This window comes from Limnospira platensis NIES-39 (genome assembly GCF_026000695.1).
Taxonomy (GTDB): Bacteria; Cyanobacteriota; Cyanobacteriia; order Cyanobacteriales; family Microcoleaceae; genus Limnospira; species Limnospira platensis.
In genome coordinates this window covers 5,433,042-5,453,586 of record NZ_AP026945.1, presented here as the reverse complement: position 1 = coordinate 5,453,586, position 20,545 = coordinate 5,433,042, and the positions used below count along the sequence as shown (strand labels likewise).

The window sequence follows — 20,545 nt, the reverse complement described above, 5'->3', positions numbered from 1 at the left end:
CTCGCGATTTTAAGGAGGTCAAAATTATGCGTGGTATTTGCAGTCTAGGTAACGATGTTGTTTATGATCAGTTAGTAGGACTTCTCAACAGCATAGATGCGATTTTGGGTCCGGAAACTCCCGTTTGTATCTATCCCTTTGACGATCGCATCGATAAAATTGCGGCGGAAATTGACCGCCGACCCAACGTCACCCTTTACGATGATCACGAATCAATCCAGCGTTGGGATAGTTTTATGGCTGCGGCGGCTCCAGAACGACTTAATAAAGAGAAATTTAGATTATATGGCGCTCATCGGCGATTTTGTGCCTTCGATGGTCCTTTTGACCAATTCATTTATATGGATGCCGATACCCTGGTCATGAACTCTTTAGATCCCGTGTTCGACAAGTTACAAGAGTATGACTGGGTAGTGTATGATTTTCAATTCACAGATCCGACTAAAATCTATAACTTACAGTCCCCAAAATTGGGAGAAGTTTTTGACAAACAGAGGATCGATTCAGAAATCTTCTGTTCCGGTTTCTACGGTTCCAAGCGCGGGGTATTTGACGAAGCAACCAGAAACGAGCTGTTATCGAATTTAAAAGCGCAAGAGTATGAGATTCTCTATCCAGGGGCGGGGGAACAGCCCTTGCTCAATTATATGGTCATGCGTTCTGGAATTCCCAGTTACAATTTTGCCAAAGGTTTGCCAGACTCACAAAAGACGGGGTGCAGTGCAACTTCCAAACATTTTGAAGAACGAGACCACATCTTGTATGATAAAGGCAATCGACTCACCTACATCCATTATATCGGCGTTCAACCTCAGTTAATTTCTCGCGTTTGTGCGGGTGAAAATCTTGGTTTTCCATATCGGGATGTATTTCTGCACTATCGCTATCTGCACGAACCGGAGCGGCGTCCAGTGTTTACCACACCCCCCAAAACTGAGAATTCCGAAACCCAACCGAGTTTGATGAAACGAATTCTCAGAAAATTGAAATTAACTCGTTAACAACAGGAGAATGTATGACCCGAGGAATTTATATTGTCGCCAATGATCGCGTCATGGACAATGCGATCGCCCTCCTGAATAGCATTCGTCGCCATAATCAGAATGTTCCCGTGGTGATGATTCCCTTTAATGAGGAATATCATCAAGTTTTTAACACCTTAAATCGTCTCCATGAGGTGCAGCTATTTCCTAACTTAGAATTCCTCGAAGAATTAACCCCAAAAGTGGGATCAATTTTTGACAGAGATTTTCTCAAACTCCCCAATAAAATGCGAAAGCTGGCAGTCTGGTTTGGGCCGCTACAAGATTTCCTTTATATTGACACTGATATTATTGTTTTTGAAGATATTGCAGCCAACCTCGATTATTTATCCGAAGTCGATTTTTTCTGCTGTGACTATCACCACGCTGGCGAAAAATTGCGAAACATTTTTTCCCCCGTCGTTCTCGAACGGAATATCTTCACTGAAACCGATTTAGAAGATGTCTTTAATAGCGGTTTTTGGGCATCTAAAAAGGGTGCAATTACCTTAGATGAACTCTACCAAACCTTACAGGAATGCTCCCAACACCGGGAGTATTTTGACTTTACACAGGGTGTCACCGACCAGCCAATTTTTAACTATCTGGTACTCAAACATATTCCCAAACGTGGTAATTTGGTCAAGCGTCCCGGAGGAGATGTCGGGAGTTGGGCCGGTTCTAAACACTTTCAGGAGCGAAACCATATCCTGTATGATAAGGAGAAACCTTTAAAGTACCTTCACTGGGCAGGTACTCCCTTAAAGCCTGGGCAAAACTATTGGGATATCTGGGAATATTATCGTTATCTCCATGAAGGGAAACCAGCATGGCAGAGAAAATTGAGCCGCTTATTTTCTTTTGTAAAACCCTAAAAACCTAGACCTAGACAAGGATTAAACCGATGACAGACGGTATCTATACTTTTGCTAATGATGTCGTTTACGACCAACTCGTTGCTTTACTGAATAGCATTGAAGTCAATGGAGGTCGAGAACTCCCTGTTTGTATTATTCCTTATAATGCTCAGTTAGATAAAATTCGTGCGGAAGTCGCTAAACGTAGCCTTGTCACTTTGTTTGACAATCAAGAATCAATTGCTTTTTGGGAAAACTTTTCAACTCAAGCCTGGAATACCCACGACAGAGCACAAAAAATTTGGGCGGAACGGGGACTTTCCTCGCCTTACCGTCTAGCCATGCATCGAAAACTCTGTAGCATTAATGGCCCGTTTGATAAGTTCGTCTATTTCGATGCGGATACGTTGTTGATGGGGCCTTTAGACGCAGTTTATGAAAAGTTAGATCAATATGACTGGGTGACAAATGATTTTCAATACAAATCCGATATCAAATATATCTTCGATCGCCCTGAAGGGCAATTCTATCAAGTTTTCGATCCCCAATATGTCAAATCCCATATTTTTTGTGCCGGTTGGTTCGCGTCGAAACGGGGTATTTTTACGCAGGCAATTTTGGATCATATATTGCATAATTTAAAAATGGGAGAATCTGATGCCATGGCGTTGTTTGGACCTGATCAATCTTTATTGAATTACATGGTTTTACGGAGCAATATTTCTTTCTACAATTTTGCCTACCATAATTTAGAACAAGCCACCGGAAGCCACTGGTCTTCTACTTTTGATGTCGTGGATAACGTGCTTTATGATAAAGGTAAGAAAATTACTTACATTCATTTTATGAGCATATCTGCTGGTAAGTTTACTCAGCTTTGCGGTGGTGAGGATGTCAAAATTCCTTATCAAGATGTGTTTTTGCATTATCGATATTTGAAATCACCGTCAGACCGTCCTCAGTTGAAGCCACCGAGTTGGTTGGTTCAGGTACAGAGGAACGTTAAGAATGCGATCGCCAAAATAAGCGATCGCGTCAGCTCAAAAATGCGTAAAATTAAACGGAGTTTATCATAATTTTTTCCGAACCATAAGTGAGCATCACAATTAATGTTTTCAATTCACCAAAACGAACAGGATAAAGCCAATGAACATCCTGCTAATGGGATATTACGGACAAAGAAATATCGGCGATGATTTGTTTGTCAAACAGCTAACCAATTATTTTTCCGGCAAATCTAATGTCGGCAAAGTTTTCGTTTTATGCAAGGAAGATTATTACCCACAAATCAGCGAAAAAGTTATTTATTTTTCCGAATCAAACTTGCCCAAATTAAAGAAGCTGGGATTGATTTTACGCAGTGATTATATCTTTTGGGGAGGGGGTACATTAAATATTGGAAGTAGCCCCCCCAAAAATTTATTGAGGCTGAAAACTTTATCCAAATTAATGAGCAAAGGCTTTGGATTTTTGGGAGTGGGTTTGGAAGGGAGTAATTCCGAAAGCTACCCGTTATTTGACAAGTGCTATTTGCTCTACCTGAGAGATAAGTATTCTTATGAACTGGCTTTAAATCATTTTAAGAATACACAATTTATTTGTTTGGGAGGAGATTTGGCTTTTTTAGAACTCAGTTTTTACGAACCATTTATCGCGACCAAAAATAGGTCTGAATTCAAAAATATATCATTTTCTGGTAAATATTGGTGGGGAGAAGGAAGAGGTGAGTTTTATGCCAAACAGTTGATTCCAGTTATTGAAAAATATAACTCAGTTATTCATTTACTTCCCAGTCATGTGGGAGACGAAACAAATGACAATCAGTTTCATGAATTGTTGAGGAAGTATCTGCCAGAGAAAAATTGCCAATTACACTCATGACAAGAACCACAAGAATTTATCAAAATTTTAAGTGAAATGGACTTTCACCTCGGAAACCGACTGCACTCAATTATCATTGCTGATATTTTAGGAGTTCCCAATATAGGTATCCAAAAATTTGGCTCTAAAATTGACAACTATCTTCAGAAAACAGGGGTACTGCCACAGGAGAGAAGGGTCGATGTCCTGGGAGAGATTGGACTAGACCGGATGGAGAAAATTTTCACCCAATATCAGCGTCCAGAGGCATTTATTAGAAATGAGTCTGAACAAGTCAAAAAATGTTTGGAAATCATTGGGCAGTAAAAACTAATTGTCAATGCAATTTCCTTCTGAAACTTGGGTTGATTCATCTATATATTCTCAGTTAAATCGGATATTTTTTCAAGATTTCTCTGGCAGCATCTTCGACATCCGAAGCGTCTTCAACAAATTTACACAAGGGAATTTGATGAGTCCAAGTTTCGTAGAAAGATTTGTTTTTGTAGTAAGAATTTGCCAAAAAAACGTGGGGAATTTCTAATAAAAGGCAAAGGATGTGACCGTGGAGACGGTTGGTAATAACTAAACCGTGGGGTTTAAACTGATAAACTCCATCATGCATAAATTTCCAGGAGTTAAGATGCCAAGAGGGGTTATCCATTTGCCGAAATTTAGCAACATAGGGATGGAATAACTTCCACTGTTGCCGAGAAAACCATTCCTTTAATCTACCTTGTCGAATGAGAGTGGTTAAGCCTTTGATCGATAAAGCACTCGGAGTCCCTTGATACTCGTAGGATGCCCAATCCTGTGTCACCACATTGGGCAAATTCAGGGTTTTTGGCGCTGAGTCTTTGTTTAACTCTTTCCCGGTTCGACAATGGTAAAGGATCGAATTAGAACGATGATTTTTGTTTGCCAAACCTGGCATATTAACCAGTTGAAAAGCCAGATCGGGAGCTTTGAAAACTCGACAGCTATGGAAATATTCAAGGGCGATATCGTAACTGTAATTTTCTCGCGCAAATATGGTCAGATTGGGGTGGGAGTTAAATAGATTGGCGACCTTATTTAAACGTTCCTTATCCGTAAAATAAATGCTTTGGGATAGGATAATTATTGGGCGATCGCCATACTCCGAAATAATCTCTTCATAAAAATTTATATGTTTATAAATATCGTTTAAATTCCCTCCACCCGTAAAGATTAGAGGAGATTGTTGATCGAGCTTTTGCTCAATCTGATCTTTTGATAACTTCTGAACTGCGACATGGTTGATGGTACAGCCAACCACGTCAGTTAGATACAAAATTGCTCCTAACCAAATTAAGTGGTCTCCTATATTCCCATAATTAGGGTAGTTAAGCAATGCACAGTTTTCAAAATTTCCTAAGTTTCCCAAAGCCTTATGCAGCTCTTCCTTCATCATTTCTGGTTTGGAAATATCCATTTATTTTTCCTGATTAGTAAATACAAGTTGGGAGATTCTAACCATAATAAAATTCCCAATCTTTCAAGGCTTTAATGCGAGCCCAGTTTAACCTAGAGTGGTACTTCAGTTTAAATTTAAGTTCGTCTCCCATGGTTTTCAGTTTGGAATTAGGCAGTTTTTCCGTTGGGTCTTTAGAAGCATCCAGATGTCTCCTCACTTTAATTAAATCTTGAAAACCGTGGGTATTAACAGTCCATCCCACCTGAGCAGCCGCTAAACCGATCGCATTTCCATCTCCTCGATGAATTTGTCTCAATTCCAAATATCTGCCAATTCTACCCCACTGTTTAATAAACTCTTTTTCTCTGCCTTCATCCCTCGCCACAATATACAGAGCTTCTTGAATCCAAAAGGTATTCTCTAAGGAAATCCCTAGTTTGGAGGCTATTTTTTGAAAAGCTTCTCGTTCTTTCGGTATTTTTTCTCCCAGATATTTCTCTTTCGCATCAAGATGGCCGATAATATTTTGGAATTTACCTTCGCCAGATGTAATTCCAGGCTGCCAATCTATTTCCGGAACTTCTTCAATAATTGTTGTATCGGCATCAATATGAATAGCAACCCGAAATAATGATAAAGCCTTTTCAATTACGAAACGGCGATCGTGGAAACAGTAGAGGACACCCTGAGACTGATGAGGAAACGCTAAAATATTGTTTTGATCCCTTAAATCTTCCGGTAAGTCTGTATAAACGACTAATGAAGTTCCTGGAGAATACTGTTGGATATCCTGAGCCAGTTGTTTCACTAACCGTCGGTACTTTTCACCCAGAGCCAAGGTACAAAAACAAAAATCTTTATCACGGTTAATCATGATTTGTCCCTACTATGGCTATATATCCCATCTTACCATAGATTAGAGTTGAAGGTAGTTCTCATTTGTGTTGTTTTGTAAAGTAATTATAACCATAACTGGGGTCTAACTCCTGATCCAGTTTTTTCTCGATAAAATCGATGTCCTCTGGTGATATTTTATCTTGATACCCTCCCACTTTTGCTTCTCTGACTTTTAAGGATTCTTGATCGATGTTTGGATTGGTTTCGTTTGGCAACTTACTCTGAGTTTCTTTCTCTCTCATTTGCTCAAATGATGCCCGTTTTACTGCTTCTTGAATTAAGCTGTCACTAACTTGTACATCCAAGAATTTCATGACTTTTGTCAACTCTCTCTGAGTATCTTGACGGATATCCTCATATCGTAATAGCAAAAATGATTTAGGTAGATCATGATATCCCTTCCAGGCATTACATAAAGCGATGAAGTCGTCCAGATAATACCCTTCGCGAATGAATTCTGATAAACTCTTAGGAATCCATTTAGGACTTTTATCTCTCTTAGTTTTGAGAAAATAGTTAGATATCACAGCATCTCTCGGATCTCGAACTAATAAAATTATGTTCTTGTCTCGGTAATCCTCTGGATTCTTAAATCGCTCGTGGACGGCTTTTACATAAGGAATTTTAGGACTTAATTCGGCAAAATAGGAAATATTTTCTGGGTCTATATTCTTCAAGCCTGATAACGATTGGAAGACATTTCCAATCATGACCCGCAGCCAAGTTCTGCCACTATTCGGTTGTGATATGATTAAGTATTCAGCCGCATCACGCTCTCTTTCTTCGTTGCTTTTATGAGGGTCAATAATGGCTTGAATTCGCTTTTTGAGAGCCAGAATTTTGGTTTTCATGAGATTTAGTAAACCTTGCTAATTTCACTACAACCAGACCAGATCAGATGATTTATCAAACATCATATTGATGTGTTTAAATACATTTAACCAGGAAAAATCTGGTAGCCGGAAGTTTCTGAGTATTGCACAATCTCAAAAATCAGACGTGGAGGTATCTCTCGATCGCACCATAACAGGAAAGTATAAATAGCACAATTGACACCCAAAAATCGCCTTGGTAAAACCAAGATATACAGGCGATTTACTTCACGTCCACTAAAAAACAGCTATGCTTGCTCATAGTCCCGCCATTTTGAGTTTATCAATAGTTGGGTACAATGTAAAGCATTTTGGTAAGAATTTCTAAATAATAAACTAGCAGCACTGGGTTGATGGTGGAGGATTATCTACCCTCTCCGTTGCCACACAGTCGCTCAATACTTCTTCTGATAATAACTCTGAGGGGGACTCGCAAACCCCTGGCTTTCGTCCCGACACCCACTTAAAGGGTAGGGATGCGGGGATGAAAGCGAATGGATCTAACTCTGGGGATGAAATGGATGTGCTTTTACTCCATTGAGATAGAGTTCCTCTTGTAGGACTTGTTCATAAACCCTGGGGAGGGAACTGGTCATCATATTATCCTCAATGCCATATCCTAAACTGGTCCAAGTTCCTGAGAGCAACTTCAAAACTTCATTGAGTCGTCCCTCTTGTAACATTTGGGAAATATCGACACCCCAAAAATCCTGATCCAATAACCAACGATAAACTACTATGTCTTGATATTCCGCCTCAAAACTATAGGGATGCCAATACCAAAATCTAGCAGGTTTGGGATGGTAGCGATCGGCCATCTGTTCCCAGGTAGATGATAAAAACTGGTAACGTCCGGCTGCCGTGGTGCATTTACCTTTATTTGGTCCGGCAACAATGGTAACACAGCGATCGGGGTGGCGACTCAAATCTGAGACATACTTGCCACCGTAGATGACATGATAGGGTCGCGGATAATTAGATTCACTGGCTGAAATTGTCCGCATGAGCGATCGAATGTAGGGATCACCTCCGCGCATGACCAAAGCCGGCCATTCATGACTAGGATTGTAGTCGATCGCCACCCGACTTTCACCAAATCGGGTAACAACCTCACCCCATAGCCAACCGACCCCCCAGAGTAGCAAAAAACTCAGTAACAGAGGTTTCAATAACCCTCCTCTGCGCCGAGTCCGTCGATATGGCATCCCCGCCAATGGTGATGGCATCATTTCAGGAGTCCAATCGTCGCCAGCTATAGTTTTCGATCGCACCACACGGCGATCGCGTCTTCTAGGGGGTCTTGATTCGTGCATAATCAACTCTTAAAGCACACTAGCGAACAACTGGGGGAGGGAGTTTTGTGGCTCCCCCGGCTTACTGACAACTTCCACAATTTTATTACGAGCCTCTGGCACAAATAAAGCCTCGACAGAAACTTCAGCCACCTGAGTCCGGGGAATACTGCCATCAAACAAAGTATCTGGGCCAGCCATCACAATAGGATAATCAGTCTCCTCATTTTTCAAACCCCCAGGCCTAACAATAGTATAAGTCAACCCGCTATTTTGTAGATACTCCTCAGCTTGTTTCTTCCACAGCAAAATCAACCAGAACAGATTGAGAGGGTGAAAAAACTGGGACACACACAAAGACGAGACCAGTACCAAATGCTCAATCCCCTTATCCTTAGAAACATTGACCAAATTCTTAGTCCCCTCGTAGTCCACCCGATAGGGACCTGTGAAGTCGAAACTGGGAGTCGCACCCGTTGCACACAAAACCACGGTACTATCACCGATACAATCTACCAAAGTTTTGGGGTCCAATACATCCCCAACCACAATCTCGACTTGATCGGCCGGAAACATACCCTTAGCCTTCTCCAAATCTCTAACCATAGCGCGGACAGGGATTTGCCGTTGACAAAGAGCCTGGACAATTCGGCGACCTGTTTGACCTGTCGCACCTGCTACAAATGCCTTCATCTGTTACACCTATGCTCAACCCAGTGAAATGCCAGCCATTTTTCCTAAAAAAATAATGGTAGATTTATTGTAGCGGTTTTACCGAGCTACAAGGCATTCTAGTACATAGAAGCATAAGGCATATTCGAGGAGAACCCATCATGCCACAAAATTTCGTTAGATCTCAGCCAGTAGCAGCATCTGAGCAAGACCTAAATAACCCCCGTGATATGCAGCCTTCCGACCTTGAACCCCAAGACTCCACAGAACAACCAGAACAAATGTGGTTTCACACCGACTACGACGACTGCATGGAGATGTTTGCAGACTTGGAGACTGTGGCCGAATATCTGGGACATCATCGAGGTTGGTTCTGTCGATGCGCGCAACCGATGAAAACTGAACCCATTGGCGAAAACTCCTATTCTCTGATTATTGGACGTTTCGGTGCTTTTGGCTATCAAGTAGAAGCTAGAGTCGGTTTAGAATTAGTTCCCCCAGATGAAGCTGGAATCTATCGTATCCGCACCACACCAATTCCTGATTATGTTCCCCCTGGTTATGAGGTTGATTTTCAATCGACTATGAAACTGGTGCAACTTTCGGTTGAGGAGGTCTGCGAGAAATACCAAGTGGAACCGGAAGATTGTCCGGCGATCGTGACTGGGGCTAAATGGCATTTAGATCTAGCTGTGGGGGTGAAGTTCCCCAAGTTCATTTTGGATATGTCGCGGGCGCTAATTCAGAAAACCGGAGATAGCCTTCTCAAGAAGATAGTCAAACAGGTTTCTCGTCGCCTTAGTTACAAAACCCAACTAGACTTTCACACTACCCAAAACTTATCATTTCCCAAGAAACGCAAAAACCGCTAGTTATCTGTAGGGTGCGGTAGGGGGATAATTGCTGATGCCTTGGTAGCAACCCCCCACCCCGGTAGCTTGGTCTACGATTTATAGATATAACTACATATTGCTGATAATCCGTTGCAGGATTTCTACCCCTGTTAGGGCTTGCCACAAAAACAGTCCTAACAATACTGTGTTCAAGCCGATATGAGTATATCGGGCCCAATTAACCCCCTTTTGCATCAGGGGACTCAGAGAAGCTGAAACCGCCACCATTCCAGTCATCCCTAATCCTACTAGGAGATGAGGGCCAACAAATAATTTATGATTGTTGATATAGGTGACACTCATTCCACCAATAGAGCCTAGCACCATCAAAGCCAGGATTAGCGAGCCGACTTGATAATGTTTGCTATTGAATTTTCCCTTGATCAGTTCTTTTTTCTGTTCCCCCTCGGATGACCTGGTGCGCCGAATTTGCACCCCTAAGTACATTGCGTAAATTGTTAGGGCTAACAACACCCACATAATCGCTGGGTGAATAAAATTCAGGTAGGGTTTGATAGTATCTGGAATTGGCAGATCCATAGTGTTCTCCGAATCGGTAAAATGATGAAATCTTCATAAAACTTAGCATATTACTGATCAGTTGTGTTTGTGATATCTTGCCACTGTGGGAATTTACTTATGTTATGGGCTAAAAAGATTGACTGTTTTTGATAGATCCTGCGAAGATGCAATTGGCAACTGCGGGGTTCTCTATTATGGAGTCATCGTAGTTCTGTCCTCCAACCAACGAGTGGGATGAGAAAAACATTTCATGGGTTCAACAACACAGCGGGACAGTACCTTAGTTAGAGCGGTTAAGAGGGGTAATGTAATTAACACCCGCGCTCTCCTGGCTAAGGGGGGAAATGCTAATGCTAAAGATCGTGATGGTGTTACGGTGTTAATTTTGGCAGCACAGGCAGGATACTTGGAGATTTTGCAGGTGTTGGTGCAACGATCCGCAGATGTTAATTATGCTAGTCGTCGCTATGGTATCACGGCTCTGATGGTGGCGGCGGCTCATGGTCAACTTGATTGCGCTCGTTTGCTACTACAAAGTGGCGCTAATGTCAATGCTCAAAATGAGGACGGTAGCACGGCTCTGATGGCTGCTACCCATCGGGGCGATCGCTCTATGGTAAAATTGCTATTGAATGAAGGAGCTGATGTTAATGCGATCGACAGCGCCGGTGATACGGCCTGGAAATTAGCCCTATCACAAAACCATCTCGAAATTGCTGAAGACCTCCGGCAAGCTGGGGCTGTCTTAGATCCATTACCTGATTCTGGCATATTATTTCAGGTGGTTGCCTCTGGTCGCCCTGAAAGACTCCCCACCTGGTTAGACATGGGTTTAAATGTCAATGTCTGTAATGAGTCTGGGGAAACTCCCCTTATGGTGGCTACTGATAGGGGAGACTGGCAAATGGTAGAATTACTCATCCGAGCTGGGGCTAATGTTAATGCCCGCAATATCGATGGTAGCACGGCTCTCATGGGGGCGGCGGCTATGGGTCAATTATCTATCGCTAGTGCCTTGCTTAAAGCTGGGGCTGATATTTATACTGGCGATCGCGATGGTGAAACTGCCCTACATTTGGCAGTCCTAGAAGGACACCAGGATATGGTGAAACTTCTGTTGGGTTGGGGTGCTGATGTTCATGCGGTTAATCGCTTTGGCGATATCCCCCTGATGTTAGCAGCTATCCAGGGACATAGTGACATTATGACTCTGTTAGTCCCTCGTATTTCTCGCGATCGCCGTGATGCTCTTCTTAATGCTAAAATCAGTGGCGAAACTCCTCTTTCTTTGGCTATTCGCCAGGGAGATTTAAACGCTGTACAAATCCTGCTTAATAGTGGTGCCGATATTCATCTGACTACAGAAGGCGGTAAAACTCCCTTGATGACCGCCGCTGAAGTGGGAAATGTGGCGATTATTGAACGGCTACTTCTTACCCCAATTGACCTGAATCTTCAGGACGAAAAGGGAGCTACAGCTTTGATGTGGGCCGCTCATCGTGGTCATCAGTTCGCAGTTCAATTGCTCATTGAACGCGGTGCAAATATTAATCTTAAACATCGTGGGGGTTTTACAGCTTTAATGTTAGCCGAATTTAACCGACATCACGAAATTGTTAAGCTTTTGAGAGCCGCTGGCGCTCAAGAATAACTTGATTTTTTATTCAATTAACCAACCCTCGCGCGGAAAGAATAGAGGTTGACAGGGACGGCGAGGAATGCTATTATAGATGTATAGGTGCGAGACGTTTAGGAGTTAAATAAGGCTGCAATGCCTGAAATAACCTCCTAGTGGGACTTCCACCCCTGGGTAGAATATAAGGGATTTGCACCCCTAACCATCCCATAACTGTTTATATGTCCCGACGCTTGGAGAAATCTAAGCAAGGCAGGGAACTCAAGGTCATAAACCAACTGAGAAATCAGGGCGTTGAGAGTAACGGCGATAGCCACACCCAGTTTTGGGAATCACAACCCATCAGATTGAAGCGGGGAACGGAAGGCGTGAGGGAAACCTATTCCCAATAATCCGACCACTGCCAACCATCCATGACTAAGGAAATCTGAATGTTCCGGCTTGAACCATCGTAATTATTAAGGTAGCGAAATAGGTTGACACGCTACGTTCAAAAGAGCAAGGGGAAAAGTAGGGTTCTCTATGCAACACCTACACAGACCTTTAAAAGTACCCCGGTGGATAGGACAAATCTAAAGATGGAATGCCCGTATAAACGGAACGTTTCAACCCCTTTTAGGCTCTCGAGTGGTAGGATGTACCTGCACAGTAGTGAAAGTGTAAGCGCATACCTTTAAGGGGAAAGGATGTGACTGAAAGCCAATGCCTAACTGTAATGGTTAGGATATGCCCACTAGTCACGGTGTGGATATAGAGATGGCGACAATTAGGAGTGTTTACGACGATAGCGAGTTTAAAGACTACGATGTTGTATTGAGCTCTAAAAGTTGAAGTCACAAAGCCGGAAGTTGTTATCCTGTTCCCGATGTCAAAAGGGGTATCCACATCAGGAGCCGTGTGATGTGAAAGTATCAAGCACGGTTTTGTATTGGAGTTGGGGAAGGTGAATTCCCTTTCGACCATAACTTAAATAATGGAAATATATTCATCTACGAAAAAAAGCATATATATCGATTATTTAAAATATACCATGAAGCCCAGGCAAAAGTCAAGTCCCCTGCCTCGAATCGGGCTAATTTTTAACATTAATTAAAATTTGTTACAAAACTTAACATAAATGGGAATATCATGATTATTTCCCAGGAGGTTGAGCAATTGACGCTCTCGGGGGTGAAGCAAGGGAAATTGGGGAATGAGTCTCGATACAGGTTAGATGAGAAGGACGCTAGTTAAGGATCTTCACGACTTGTTTAACTGCTGAGGACAGAGGGGGGGAACTAGCTACGCATTCGGTGGGGTAGGTGTCGTGACTAAAATAAGGTAGGGGCGCAAGGCACTTAGTCTGCTAAAGAGAGTGTGGGTTAGCTGGCTGGTGAACTTTTCAGGTGTACAAATGGGCTACATATTCTCCATAGCCGTTATAAATTAATGTGGGTTGAGTGTCCCAGGAGAAACTCGGACCATTACCAACAATGCGTTCGGTAGCTTGAGACCAACGGGGATGAGGTTTGTTAGGGTTAACATTAGCGACAAAGCCATATTCGTTAGGGACTAAGGTATTCCAAAATGTGGGAGGTTGGTGGTCTAAAAATTCGATTTTTACAATAGATTTAGCGCCTTTAAAGCCGTATTTCCAAGGTAGAACCATGCGTAAAGGTGCGCCATTTTGTTTGGGGAGAGTTTTACCATAAATTCCGGTGGCCAAAAATGCCAATTCATTAGCCATTTCCTGAATGGTTAATGCTTCGGTATAGGGCCAGGGATAATTAGTAGCCCAGAAACCAGGACCTTTGGTGATTTTGGGGTCATAAAAGGAAGTGAAGCGGACAAATTTGGCGGCGCTGGTGGGTTCAACGTCGGCCATGAGTAGACGCATGGGAAAACCGACCCAGGGAACTACCATCGCCCAGGCTTCGACACAGCGAAATCGATAGATTCTTTCTTGGAGGGGGAATTTTTTGTGTAAATCGTCGATATCGTAGGTGCGGGGATTTTTGACGAGTCCTGAGACTTCTACTCGCCAGTTATCGGTAGGGAGGTTTTGGGCGGCTTCCCAAATAGATTTAGACCCGCCAAATTCGTAGTAGTTGTTATAACGGGTAGCAAGGTCTTCGGGGGTAGTGGCTGATGGGAGGTTGGTAAAGTTAGGGTTTTGGGGTAGGTTGGGATAGGGAGTTTGGGTAGTATGGAAGCTGGCAGAGGTGCGATCGCATCCCTGTAGGGGTAAAATAGAGGCGGCCAGTCCGGCGCCGACTACTTGTTTGATAAATTTACGGCGGTTGACAAAGGCTGATTCTGAGGTAATCAGTTTTTCGGGTAGTTGCCAGTCGGGAGATATGCGAATTAGCGACATATTAGGGTTTTGCGTTTGATTACAATGGTTTTTATGTTACGCTCTGTGGCTACCCAGGCGTGAAAAGCATATCATATAATTAGAATACACCGAAACAATGCCTGGTTATGAGTTACTGCATGAATCCCCAGTGTCAGCACCCGCAGAATTCTCCTGGTCAAAAGACTTGTAAGAGTTGTGGAGCTAGTTTGCACCTGAAAGACCGCTATCGGATGGTGAGAATTTTAGGAGAAAGTGCTAACAGTCGGACTTTTTTGGCTGTGGATGAAGATAAGCCGTCTAAGCCTCAGTGTACGATTAAGCAATTTATAGGTTCACCGGAAAATATTGATTCTCGAACCGGTGAAATTGATTGCTATAAGCCTATAGAAGTGGATTTGAGGTGCAGAGCGCGGGAGTTGGAGAGAATTGGTCACAATGCTTTGATTCCAGAACTTTGGGCGAGTTTTGAAGAGAATGGCTCTAAGTATTTTGTTCATGAGTATATTCGCGGGCGCAATTTGGCGGACGAATTGGCTAGTGATGGAGTATTTGGAGAAATCCAGATTTGGGAGCTACTTACGTCTGTTCTTCCGGTGCTAGAGGTTGTCCATGACAATGGTATTGTGCATGGGGATATTAAGCCGGAAAATATTGTTCGTTCCCCTCAATATGATGGTTCTGGGGGTAATCGTTTGTCTCTGGTGGATTTTGGGTCGGCTATTCCTCTGGTGGAGGTTGAACAATACCCTGGTGAACGGATGATGGGGGCGGCGGAATATGTGGCCCCGGAACAAACTCAAGGACATTTTGATGGGAGAAATGATCTTTACAGTTTGGGGGTGACTTGTCTGCACTTAATGACGGATGTTTCGCCTTTTGAGTTGTTTGATGTTAAATCAAATACTTGGGTGTGGCGAGACTACATTAAACGCCCTGTTAGCCGTCGCTTGGGAAGGATTTTAGATAAGTTGGTAGAGCGAAATCCTGCCCGCCGTTATCAGTCGGCATCGGAGGCGATCGCTGCTTTAAAACGGGGACCAACGGCTGGGGCGTTTGCAGAAAGTTCTGACCAACAGTGGATTCTGACAGCCTGGGGTGGAATTGCGCTGACAATACTGTCTCTGATTTTGGCTTCGCGATTGCCGACTCGAGTTCCCGAAACCCCGAGTCGCCCTGAAATTCCGGTGAGAAGGATGCCGGAGGTTCGCCCTAACTATAACAGAAACAGACCTAATAATTATCGTCGCGGTTATCAGAACAGACAATCTTCTGGGGTGCGGACTTTGCGATCGGGTGATGGGCCTATTTGGTCGCTTGCTATTACTCCCGATGGTCAATTGGTAGCTAGTGGTCAGACTGATGGCTCGATTAACTTGGTGGATATTGATACGGGGACTGTAGTTAATACTTTATCTGGTCATAACCAACCGGTTGGTACAATAGCGATCGCTCCTGAAGGTCGATTTTTGGCGAGTGCTGGGGGTGATGGCACTATTCGGATTTGGGACTTGTGGAATAGTCGTCTGGTGCGGGTGTTACCTGGTCATCGGAGTTGGGTTCATGCTTTGGCTTTTAGTCCTGATGGTGCTAGTTTGGCTAGTGCGGGAGGTGATGGGTCGATTCGCTTGTGGAATGTTGACACCGGCTTTGAGGAAAGAACTTTACGGGGTTACGGGGAACAGATACAGGCGATCGTTTTTAGTGCTAATGGTGAAATGTTAATCAGTGGTAGCAGTAATGGTTTGCTGGAATTATGGGATCGGGAAACTGGTCAATTGCGGCGGAGTTTAGCGGCTCATCCTCAAGCTATCTGGTCTTTGGCTGTTAGTCCTGATGGTCAAACTCTGGCTACGGGAAGTTGGGATCGTACTGTCCGCCTATGGGATTTAAATCGCCTGGAGTTGGAATATTTTACGAGTCTCCCTCTGCAAACTTTGACGGGCCATGGTGATAAAATTCAATCTCTGTCTTTTAGTCCTGATGGTCAAACTCTGGCTAGTGGGGATTTTGATGGTACTATTAAGTTATGGCCAATCGAGCCAGGGGGCTTAACGGGGACCATGAAAGGTCATCAACACTGGGTGAATGTGGTTTTTAACCCGGTTGAGACAACTTTAGTTAGTGGCAGTTTTGATAATAGTATTAAGGTGTGGCCCATGGGTTGGTGACGAGGTAGGTCAGCTAATGATTGTTATTTGGGGGTTCTGACGCGAGGCGGCTATGGGTTTATAATCATTAAACATGGGTATCAAACCAGTTTAAAATGCGATTCCATGCCCACCAAGGGTCACGATCGCCCCATTGTTTTTGACAGGATTTACTGCTAATATGGCAGACGTGCCCTCCTGATGGGGTTAGCCATAGGTCGATCGCTTTATTCTGTTTAGCGATCGCTTTTAAATCAGGGATAATGCTTGGGTCAAATAGGGGATCATCTTGGGCATATAAAATTAGGGTTGGTTTGTGTAATTGGGGTAAAATTTGTAAGCCACTACTGGCAGTAAAATAGTCTTCTACTGTGGCAAATCCTAGTTTTTCAATGACTAATTCGTGATCAAAACTGCGAATTGAGTTAACTCTAGCTATGGCTTCGGGATTGAAAATATTGGGGTGATTTTGATTGAGTTGATGGGCGAGTATTTGCAGTTGGCGGGTAATGGCTTTTTCTAAATACTTCCCGACGGGATGATTTTCTAAATAGGTTAGGGATCTATTGGAGTCTAAACTAGGACACATTACGGCGGCACCAGCTATGTCTAAATTACTGGAACTTTGGGCGGCTTTTAACCCCCATAAGGCTAATTGACCCCCCAAGGAAAAACCTAATAACCTTAGGGGGGCTGGACAACCTAGGGCGAGTGACTGGTTAGCAATTTCTACAAAGTCTTCTCCTTCATATAAGCCGTCAGATTGCAGGGTGGGTGAGAGTTTCCCGGTTTTTCCATGGGCGCGCCAGTCGAATAATACTACAGCATAACCACGGGCGAAGGCTTGGCGACCTAGTATTTTTAAAAACCACTGATTTTCTAAGTCTCCTACAATGCCATAAGTGGCAATTATTGTGCCTTTAGGATTGGGGGGAATTGCATAAATACCAAAGATGGGGACACCTCCCGCCCCGGTGAATATTTTTTGTTGATAAGGGGGTGGTGATTCGTGGGTGTGATTTTGCCAAGTTTTGCTAATTTGCAATGCTGTATAAAGGGTCATTATTAACCCGTTTTTGAGGAAAAATGGGGGGCGATAACTGGGGGATGGCGACATGATTGGATTTAATGATGATTATTTATGGTAGGGCTTTTTGATGGATAATTAATTCTACTAAATTATCGATTAGGCGATCGGCTGTCATGGGTAGGGAATCTTTGCCTTGCAAAATCTCTTGGACTACCATATAATGAATTGGGGAACCTACGAAGATTCGGGCTGTGGCTTCGGGGTCGGTGATGGTCAATTCTTGGCAGGTTTTTAAATACTCTGTCAGGGTTTCTATGGCGGGCTTGACTAGGGCTGTTAAAAATACTTGGGCTAGGTCTGGGCGTTTTCCTGACTCGGAGACGATTAACCGGATCAAGCCAAGATATTCGCGATCGCTTATATTTTCCATTAGTATTCGCGTGGCTAAGTCTCGTAACACTAACTCTGGTTTCCCTGATAGGGGTGGCGACCTCTCGGAGTTTTTCTGAGGCTATCCTTTTGACTAGGGCGGTAAACAACCCATCTTTGTCGGAAAAATGACTATATAGGGTTTGTTTGGACACCCCGGCTGCTTTGGCGAATCTATCGATCTGATATATGAGCTTATACCTTGATAGAATCTGCCTTTTAAATCATATATCGGAGTAGGTGTGATCGCATGGTTATTAACTTCTCCCTAGCCAATTAAAAGGAGTTAATCCTAGCGAATTTTAGCTATTTATATTGGTAGTTTAGTTAGGGAAAAATTCCAATATATAGGGTAATTATAGGCAGTTTTTTAGATAACAATTAACCACATATTATGTCTAGTCAAACTTATCCTAAATCGGTGATACTAGGGTAAATGGAGTTATTGGTTATACATGATAACTGATCACCCCATTTACCCCCCTAGATCAGGTTTTGGCTTGGGAATTCCGCCGGATTACTCTAAGTCCCGACGTTTGGGGTTTCGTGAGGGGTCATTGGATAAGAATCCAAAGATAAATAAGCCTACGAAGAAGAGGACAACGATGTTAACGATGATTTTCAGAGTTACCATTGTTTTATTACTCCCTGGGGAATCTGTTTTTGATTGGGTTATGCAATTTGCACTGTTTTCCCATCATATCTTAATTTGGGCTTTGGTTTAAGGATTTTATGGCTTTCTGGGGCGATCGCTTTCTGAACCAGTGTTGAATAAATAATCAAGTGTATAGCCATATTTGCTCCATCGTTAAATAGTAGCAGATGTGGCGGTGGATGTCAAGGGGAGCTGGGGAGAGGTGGCGATCGCTTTCTGGGGGGAGGGTTGAATAAAAAATCAAGCGTATAGCAATGTAAAAAAATCTATTTTAGCAGATGCGGCGGTAGGTGTCAAGGGGAGATGGTGGAGTTGACAGGTGGAAGGTCGGGGGAAGTCCGAGAGTTGACAGGTGACAGGTGGGGGAAGTCCGAGAGTTGACAGGTGGGAGGTGACAGGTGGGGGAAGTCCGAGAGTTGACAGGTGGGAGTTGGAGAGTTGGGAAGTTGACAGGTGACAGGTGAGGAAGTTGGAGAGTTGGAGAGTTGACAGGTGACAGGTGTGGGAAGTCCGAGAGTTGACAGGTCCGAGAGTTGGAAAGTTGGGAAGTTGACAGGTGACAGGTGGGGGAAGTTGGAGAGTTGACAGGTGGGAGGTGGGGGAGTTGACAGGTGGGGGAGTTGACAGGTGACAGGTGACAGGTGACAGGTGGGGGAAGTCCGAGAGTTGACAGGTGGGAGTTGGAGAGTTGGAGAGTTGACAGGTGACAGGTGGGGGAAGTCCGAGAGTTGACAGGTGGGGGAGTTGGAAAGTTGGAAAGTTGACAGGTGACAGGTGAGGAAGTTGGGAAGTTGACAGGTCCGAGAGTTGACAGGTGGGGGAGTTGGAAAGTTGGAAAGTTGACAGGTGACAGGTGAGGAAGTTGGAGAGTTGGAGAGTTGACAGGTGACAGGTGTGGGAAGTCCGAGAGTTGACAGGTGGGAGTTGGAGAGTTGGAGAGTTGACAGGTGACAGGTGAGGAAGTTGGAGAGTTGGAGAGTTGACAGGTGACAGGTGTGGGAAGTTGGAGAGTTGACAGGTGGGAGGTGGGGGAGTTGGAAAGTTGGAGAGTTGGAAAGTTGACAGGTGGGGGACTTGACAGGTGACAGGTGGGGGAGTTGACAGGTGGGGGAGTTGACGGGTGACAGGTGACAGGTGACAGGTGGGGGAAGTCCGAGAGTTGACAGGTGGGAGTTGGAGAGTTGGAGAGTTGACAGGTGACAGGTGGGGGAGTTGGGAAGTTGACAGGTCCGAGAGTTGACAGGTGGGGGAGTTGGAAAGTCCGAGAGTTGACAGGTGACAGGTGAGGAAGTTGGAGAGTTGGAGAGTTGACAGGTGACAGGTGTGGGAAGTCCGAGAGTTGACAGGTGGGAGTTGGAGAGTTGGGAAGTTGACAGGTGACAGGTGAGGAAGTTGGAGAGTTGGAGAGTTGACAGGTGACAGGTGTGGGAAGTCCGAGAGTTGACAGGTCCGAGAGTTGGAAAGTTGGGAAGTTGACAGGTGACAGGTGGGGGAAGTTGGAGAGTTGACAGGTGGGAGGTGGGGGAGTTGGAAAGTTGGAGAGTTGGAAAGTTGACAGGTGGGGGACTTGACAGGTGACAGGTGGGGGAGTTGACAGGTGGGGGAGTTGACGGGTGACAGGTGACAGGTGACAGGTGGGGGAAGTCCGAGAGTTGACAGGTGGGAGTTGGAGAGTTGGAGAGTTGACAGGTGACAGGTGGGGGAGTTGGGAAGTTGACAGGTCCGAGAGTTGACAGGTGGGGGAGTTGGAAAGTTGGAAAGTTGACAGGTGACAGGTGGGGGAAGTCCGAGAGTTGACAGGTTGGAAGTCCGAGAGTTGACAGGTGGGAGGTGGGGGAGTTGGAAAGTTGGAGAGTTGGAAAGTTGACAGGTGACAGGTGGGGGAAGTCCGAGAGTTGACAGGTCCGAGAGTTGGAAAGTTGGGAAGTTGACAGGTGACAGGTGGGGGAAGTTGGAGAGTTGACAGGTGGGAGGTGGGGGAGTTGGAAAGT

19 protein-coding genes and 3 pseudogenes are annotated in these 20,545 nt (G+C 44.2%); 11 read left to right on the top strand and 11 right to left on the bottom strand.

Annotation, left to right across the window (positions count from 1 at the left end):
- Positions 1-26 precede the first annotated feature (26 nt).
- From N39L_RS26605 to N39L_RS26590, 4 genes and pseudogenes are all read left to right on the top strand, one after another.
- Positions 27-1,001 carry an Npun_R2821/Npun_R2822 family protein gene (locus N39L_RS26605; RefSeq protein ID WP_006619767.1) on the top strand — a complete coding sequence of 325 codons (975 nt, stop codon included), beginning with the start codon at positions 27-29 and terminating at the stop codon, positions 999-1,001.
- Between the two features lie 14 nt (positions 1,002-1,015).
- Entirely contained in the window at positions 1,016-1,897 is an 882-nt protein-coding gene (locus N39L_RS26600) for an Npun_R2821/Npun_R2822 family protein (protein ID WP_014276872.1), read from the top strand.
- A gap of 29 nt (positions 1,898-1,926) precedes the next feature.
- Positions 1,927-2,955, top strand: a complete 1,029-nt coding sequence (locus tag N39L_RS26595; protein WP_006619769.1) for an Npun_R2821/Npun_R2822 family protein — start codon at positions 1,927-1,929, stop codon at positions 2,953-2,955.
- A gap of 70 nt (positions 2,956-3,025) precedes the next feature.
- Positions 3,026-4,066 (top strand): annotated as a pseudogene (locus tag N39L_RS26590) (polysaccharide pyruvyl transferase family protein).
- A gap of 61 nt (positions 4,067-4,127) precedes the next feature.
- Here N39L_RS26590 and N39L_RS26585 read toward each other — a convergent pair.
- The 3 genes from N39L_RS26585 to N39L_RS26575 all read right to left on the bottom strand — a co-directional run bounded on the left by N39L_RS26585 (position 4,128) and on the right by N39L_RS26575 (position 6,922).
- On the bottom strand, positions 4,128-5,192 hold the full coding sequence (locus N39L_RS26585) for a polysaccharide pyruvyl transferase family protein (RefSeq protein WP_014276871.1): 1,065 nt from the start codon (positions 5,190-5,192) through the stop codon (positions 4,128-4,130).
- 37 nt (positions 5,193-5,229) lie between these two features.
- The gene (locus N39L_RS26580) at positions 5,230-6,048 is read right to left on the bottom strand and encodes a hypothetical protein (RefSeq protein WP_014276870.1); all 819 of its coding nucleotides are present in this window, start codon (positions 6,046-6,048) and stop codon (positions 5,230-5,232) included.
- Positions 6,049-6,109: 61 nt separating this feature from the next.
- Positions 6,110-6,922, bottom strand: coding sequence for a sulfotransferase domain-containing protein (locus N39L_RS26575; RefSeq protein WP_014276869.1), 813 nt, complete (start codon positions 6,920-6,922; stop codon positions 6,110-6,112).
- Between the two features lie 70 nt (positions 6,923-6,992).
- On the opposite strand from N39L_RS26575, the gene N39L_RS26570 reads away from it, so the two are divergent.
- The gene (locus tag N39L_RS26570) at positions 6,993-7,115 is read left to right on the top strand and encodes a hypothetical protein (RefSeq protein WP_286133218.1); all 123 of its coding nucleotides are present in this window, start codon (positions 6,993-6,995) and stop codon (positions 7,113-7,115) included.
- A gap of 328 nt (positions 7,116-7,443) precedes the next feature.
- Here N39L_RS26570 and N39L_RS26565 read toward each other — a convergent pair whose 3' ends face one another.
- On the bottom strand, positions 7,444-8,256 hold the full coding sequence (locus tag N39L_RS26565; RefSeq protein ID WP_014276868.1) for a glycoside hydrolase family 24 protein: 813 nt from the start codon (positions 8,254-8,256) through the stop codon (positions 7,444-7,446).
- A 9-nt stretch (positions 8,257-8,265) separates the two neighbouring features.
- Positions 8,266-8,928: an NAD(P)H-binding protein gene (locus tag N39L_RS26560; protein WP_006619776.1), complete on the bottom strand. Its 663-nt coding sequence runs from the start codon at positions 8,926-8,928 to the stop codon at positions 8,266-8,268.
- A 140-nt stretch (positions 8,929-9,068) separates the two neighbouring features.
- Between N39L_RS26560 and N39L_RS26555 the strand changes: the two genes are divergently transcribed.
- Positions 9,069-9,779, top strand: coding sequence for a DUF1997 domain-containing protein (locus N39L_RS26555; protein WP_006619777.1), 711 nt, complete (start codon positions 9,069-9,071; stop codon positions 9,777-9,779).
- A gap of 90 nt (positions 9,780-9,869) precedes the next feature.
- Here N39L_RS26555 and N39L_RS26550 read toward each other — a convergent pair whose 3' ends face one another.
- On the bottom strand, positions 9,870-10,340 hold the full coding sequence (locus N39L_RS26550; RefSeq protein WP_006619778.1) for a DUF4079 domain-containing protein: 471 nt from the start codon (positions 10,338-10,340) through the stop codon (positions 9,870-9,872).
- Between the two features lie 232 nt (positions 10,341-10,572).
- On the opposite strand from N39L_RS26550, the gene N39L_RS26545 reads away from it, so the two are divergent.
- Entirely contained in the window at positions 10,573-11,973 is a 1,401-nt protein-coding gene (locus N39L_RS26545; protein WP_006619779.1) for an ankyrin repeat domain-containing protein, read from the top strand.
- A 206-nt stretch (positions 11,974-12,179) separates the two neighbouring features.
- On the top strand, positions 12,180-12,350 hold the full coding sequence (locus N39L_RS26540; RefSeq protein WP_190593763.1) for a hypothetical protein: 171 nt from the start codon (positions 12,180-12,182) through the stop codon (positions 12,348-12,350).
- Positions 12,351-13,339: 989 nt separating this feature from the next.
- Here the strand turns inward: N39L_RS26540 and msrP are convergent.
- Positions 13,340-14,311, bottom strand: a complete 972-nt coding sequence (gene msrP / locus N39L_RS26535; protein WP_014276867.1) for a protein-methionine-sulfoxide reductase catalytic subunit MsrP — start codon at positions 14,309-14,311, stop codon at positions 13,340-13,342.
- A gap of 107 nt (positions 14,312-14,418) precedes the next feature.
- On the opposite strand from msrP, the pseudogene N39L_RS26530 reads away from it, so the two are divergent.
- From N39L_RS26530 to N39L_RS26520, 3 genes and pseudogenes are all read left to right on the top strand, one after another.
- Positions 14,419-14,490 (top strand): annotated as a pseudogene (locus N39L_RS26530) (4-Cys prefix domain-containing protein); the annotation flags it as partial.
- A 273-nt stretch (positions 14,491-14,763) separates the two neighbouring features.
- Positions 14,764-15,234: pseudogene (locus tag N39L_RS26525) on the top strand (protein kinase domain-containing protein); the annotation flags it as partial.
- A 252-nt stretch (positions 15,235-15,486) separates the two neighbouring features.
- A complete protein-coding gene (locus N39L_RS26520; protein WP_373869275.1) occupies positions 15,487-16,461 on the top strand; it encodes a WD40 repeat domain-containing protein in 975 nt (324 codons plus the stop codon).
- A 67-nt stretch (positions 16,462-16,528) separates the two neighbouring features.
- Here N39L_RS26520 and N39L_RS26515 read toward each other — a convergent pair whose 3' ends face one another.
- The 4 genes from N39L_RS26515 to N39L_RS26500 all read right to left on the bottom strand — a co-directional run bounded on the left by N39L_RS26515 (position 16,529) and on the right by N39L_RS26500 (position 18,694).
- Positions 16,529-17,503: a YheT family hydrolase gene (locus tag N39L_RS26515; protein WP_006616472.1), complete on the bottom strand. Its 975-nt coding sequence runs from the start codon at positions 17,501-17,503 to the stop codon at positions 16,529-16,531.
- A gap of 76 nt (positions 17,504-17,579) precedes the next feature.
- Positions 17,580-17,930, bottom strand: coding sequence for a TetR/AcrR family transcriptional regulator C-terminal domain-containing protein (locus N39L_RS26510; RefSeq protein WP_014276864.1), 351 nt, complete (start codon positions 17,928-17,930; stop codon positions 17,580-17,582).
- A gap of 486 nt (positions 17,931-18,416) precedes the next feature.
- Complete coding sequence (locus N39L_RS26505; protein WP_006616470.1) at positions 18,417-18,533, bottom strand: photosystem II reaction center protein I; 117 nt, start codon at positions 18,531-18,533, stop codon at positions 18,417-18,419.
- A 38-nt stretch (positions 18,534-18,571) separates the two neighbouring features.
- Positions 18,572-18,694 (bottom strand): hypothetical protein, encoded by a 123-nt coding sequence (locus tag N39L_RS26500; protein ID WP_286131292.1) that lies wholly within the window; start codon positions 18,692-18,694, stop codon positions 18,572-18,574.
- Positions 18,695-20,545 lie beyond the last annotated feature (1,851 nt).

Coding starts and splice junctions, on each gene's coding strand:
- msrP (WP_014276867.1), bottom strand. CDS start 14,311: ATGTCGCTAATTCGCATATCTCCCGACTGGCAACTACCCGAAAAACTG.
- N39L_RS26595 (WP_006619769.1), top strand. CDS start 1,927: ATGACAGACGGTATCTATACTTTTGCTAATGATGTCGTTTACGACCAA.
- N39L_RS26500 (WP_286131292.1), bottom strand. CDS start 18,694: ATGGCTATACACTTGATTATTTATTCAACACTGGTTCAGAAAGCGATC.
- N39L_RS26580 (WP_014276870.1), bottom strand. CDS start 6,048: ATGATTAACCGTGATAAAGATTTTTGTTTTTGTACCTTGGCTCTGGGT.
- N39L_RS26555 (WP_006619777.1), top strand. CDS start 9,069: ATGCCACAAAATTTCGTTAGATCTCAGCCAGTAGCAGCATCTGAGCAA.
- N39L_RS26515 (WP_006616472.1), bottom strand. CDS start 17,503: ATGACCCTTTATACAGCATTGCAAATTAGCAAAACTTGGCAAAATCAC.
- N39L_RS26560 (WP_006619776.1), bottom strand. CDS start 8,928: ATGAAGGCATTTGTAGCAGGTGCGACAGGTCAAACAGGTCGCCGAATT.
- N39L_RS26505 (WP_006616470.1), bottom strand. CDS start 18,533: ATGGTAACTCTGAAAATCATCGTTAACATCGTTGTCCTCTTCTTCGTA.
- N39L_RS26565 (WP_014276868.1), bottom strand. CDS start 8,256: ATGCACGAATCAAGACCCCCTAGAAGACGCGATCGCCGTGTGGTGCGA.
- N39L_RS26520 (WP_373869275.1), top strand. CDS start 15,487: ATGCCGGAGGTTCGCCCTAACTATAACAGAAACAGACCTAATAATTAT.
- N39L_RS26570 (WP_286133218.1), top strand. CDS start 6,993: ATGTGTTTAAATACATTTAACCAGGAAAAATCTGGTAGCCGGAAGTTT.
- N39L_RS26545 (WP_006619779.1), top strand. CDS start 10,573: ATGGGTTCAACAACACAGCGGGACAGTACCTTAGTTAGAGCGGTTAAG.
- N39L_RS26575 (WP_014276869.1), bottom strand. CDS start 6,922: ATGAAAACCAAAATTCTGGCTCTCAAAAAGCGAATTCAAGCCATTATT.
- N39L_RS26605 (WP_006619767.1), top strand. CDS start 27: ATGCGTGGTATTTGCAGTCTAGGTAACGATGTTGTTTATGATCAGTTA.
- N39L_RS26600 (WP_014276872.1), top strand. CDS start 1,016: ATGACCCGAGGAATTTATATTGTCGCCAATGATCGCGTCATGGACAAT.
- N39L_RS26550 (WP_006619778.1), bottom strand. CDS start 10,340: ATGGATCTGCCAATTCCAGATACTATCAAACCCTACCTGAATTTTATT.
- N39L_RS26540 (WP_190593763.1), top strand. CDS start 12,180: ATGTCCCGACGCTTGGAGAAATCTAAGCAAGGCAGGGAACTCAAGGTC.
- N39L_RS26585 (WP_014276871.1), bottom strand. CDS start 5,192: ATGGATATTTCCAAACCAGAAATGATGAAGGAAGAGCTGCATAAGGCT.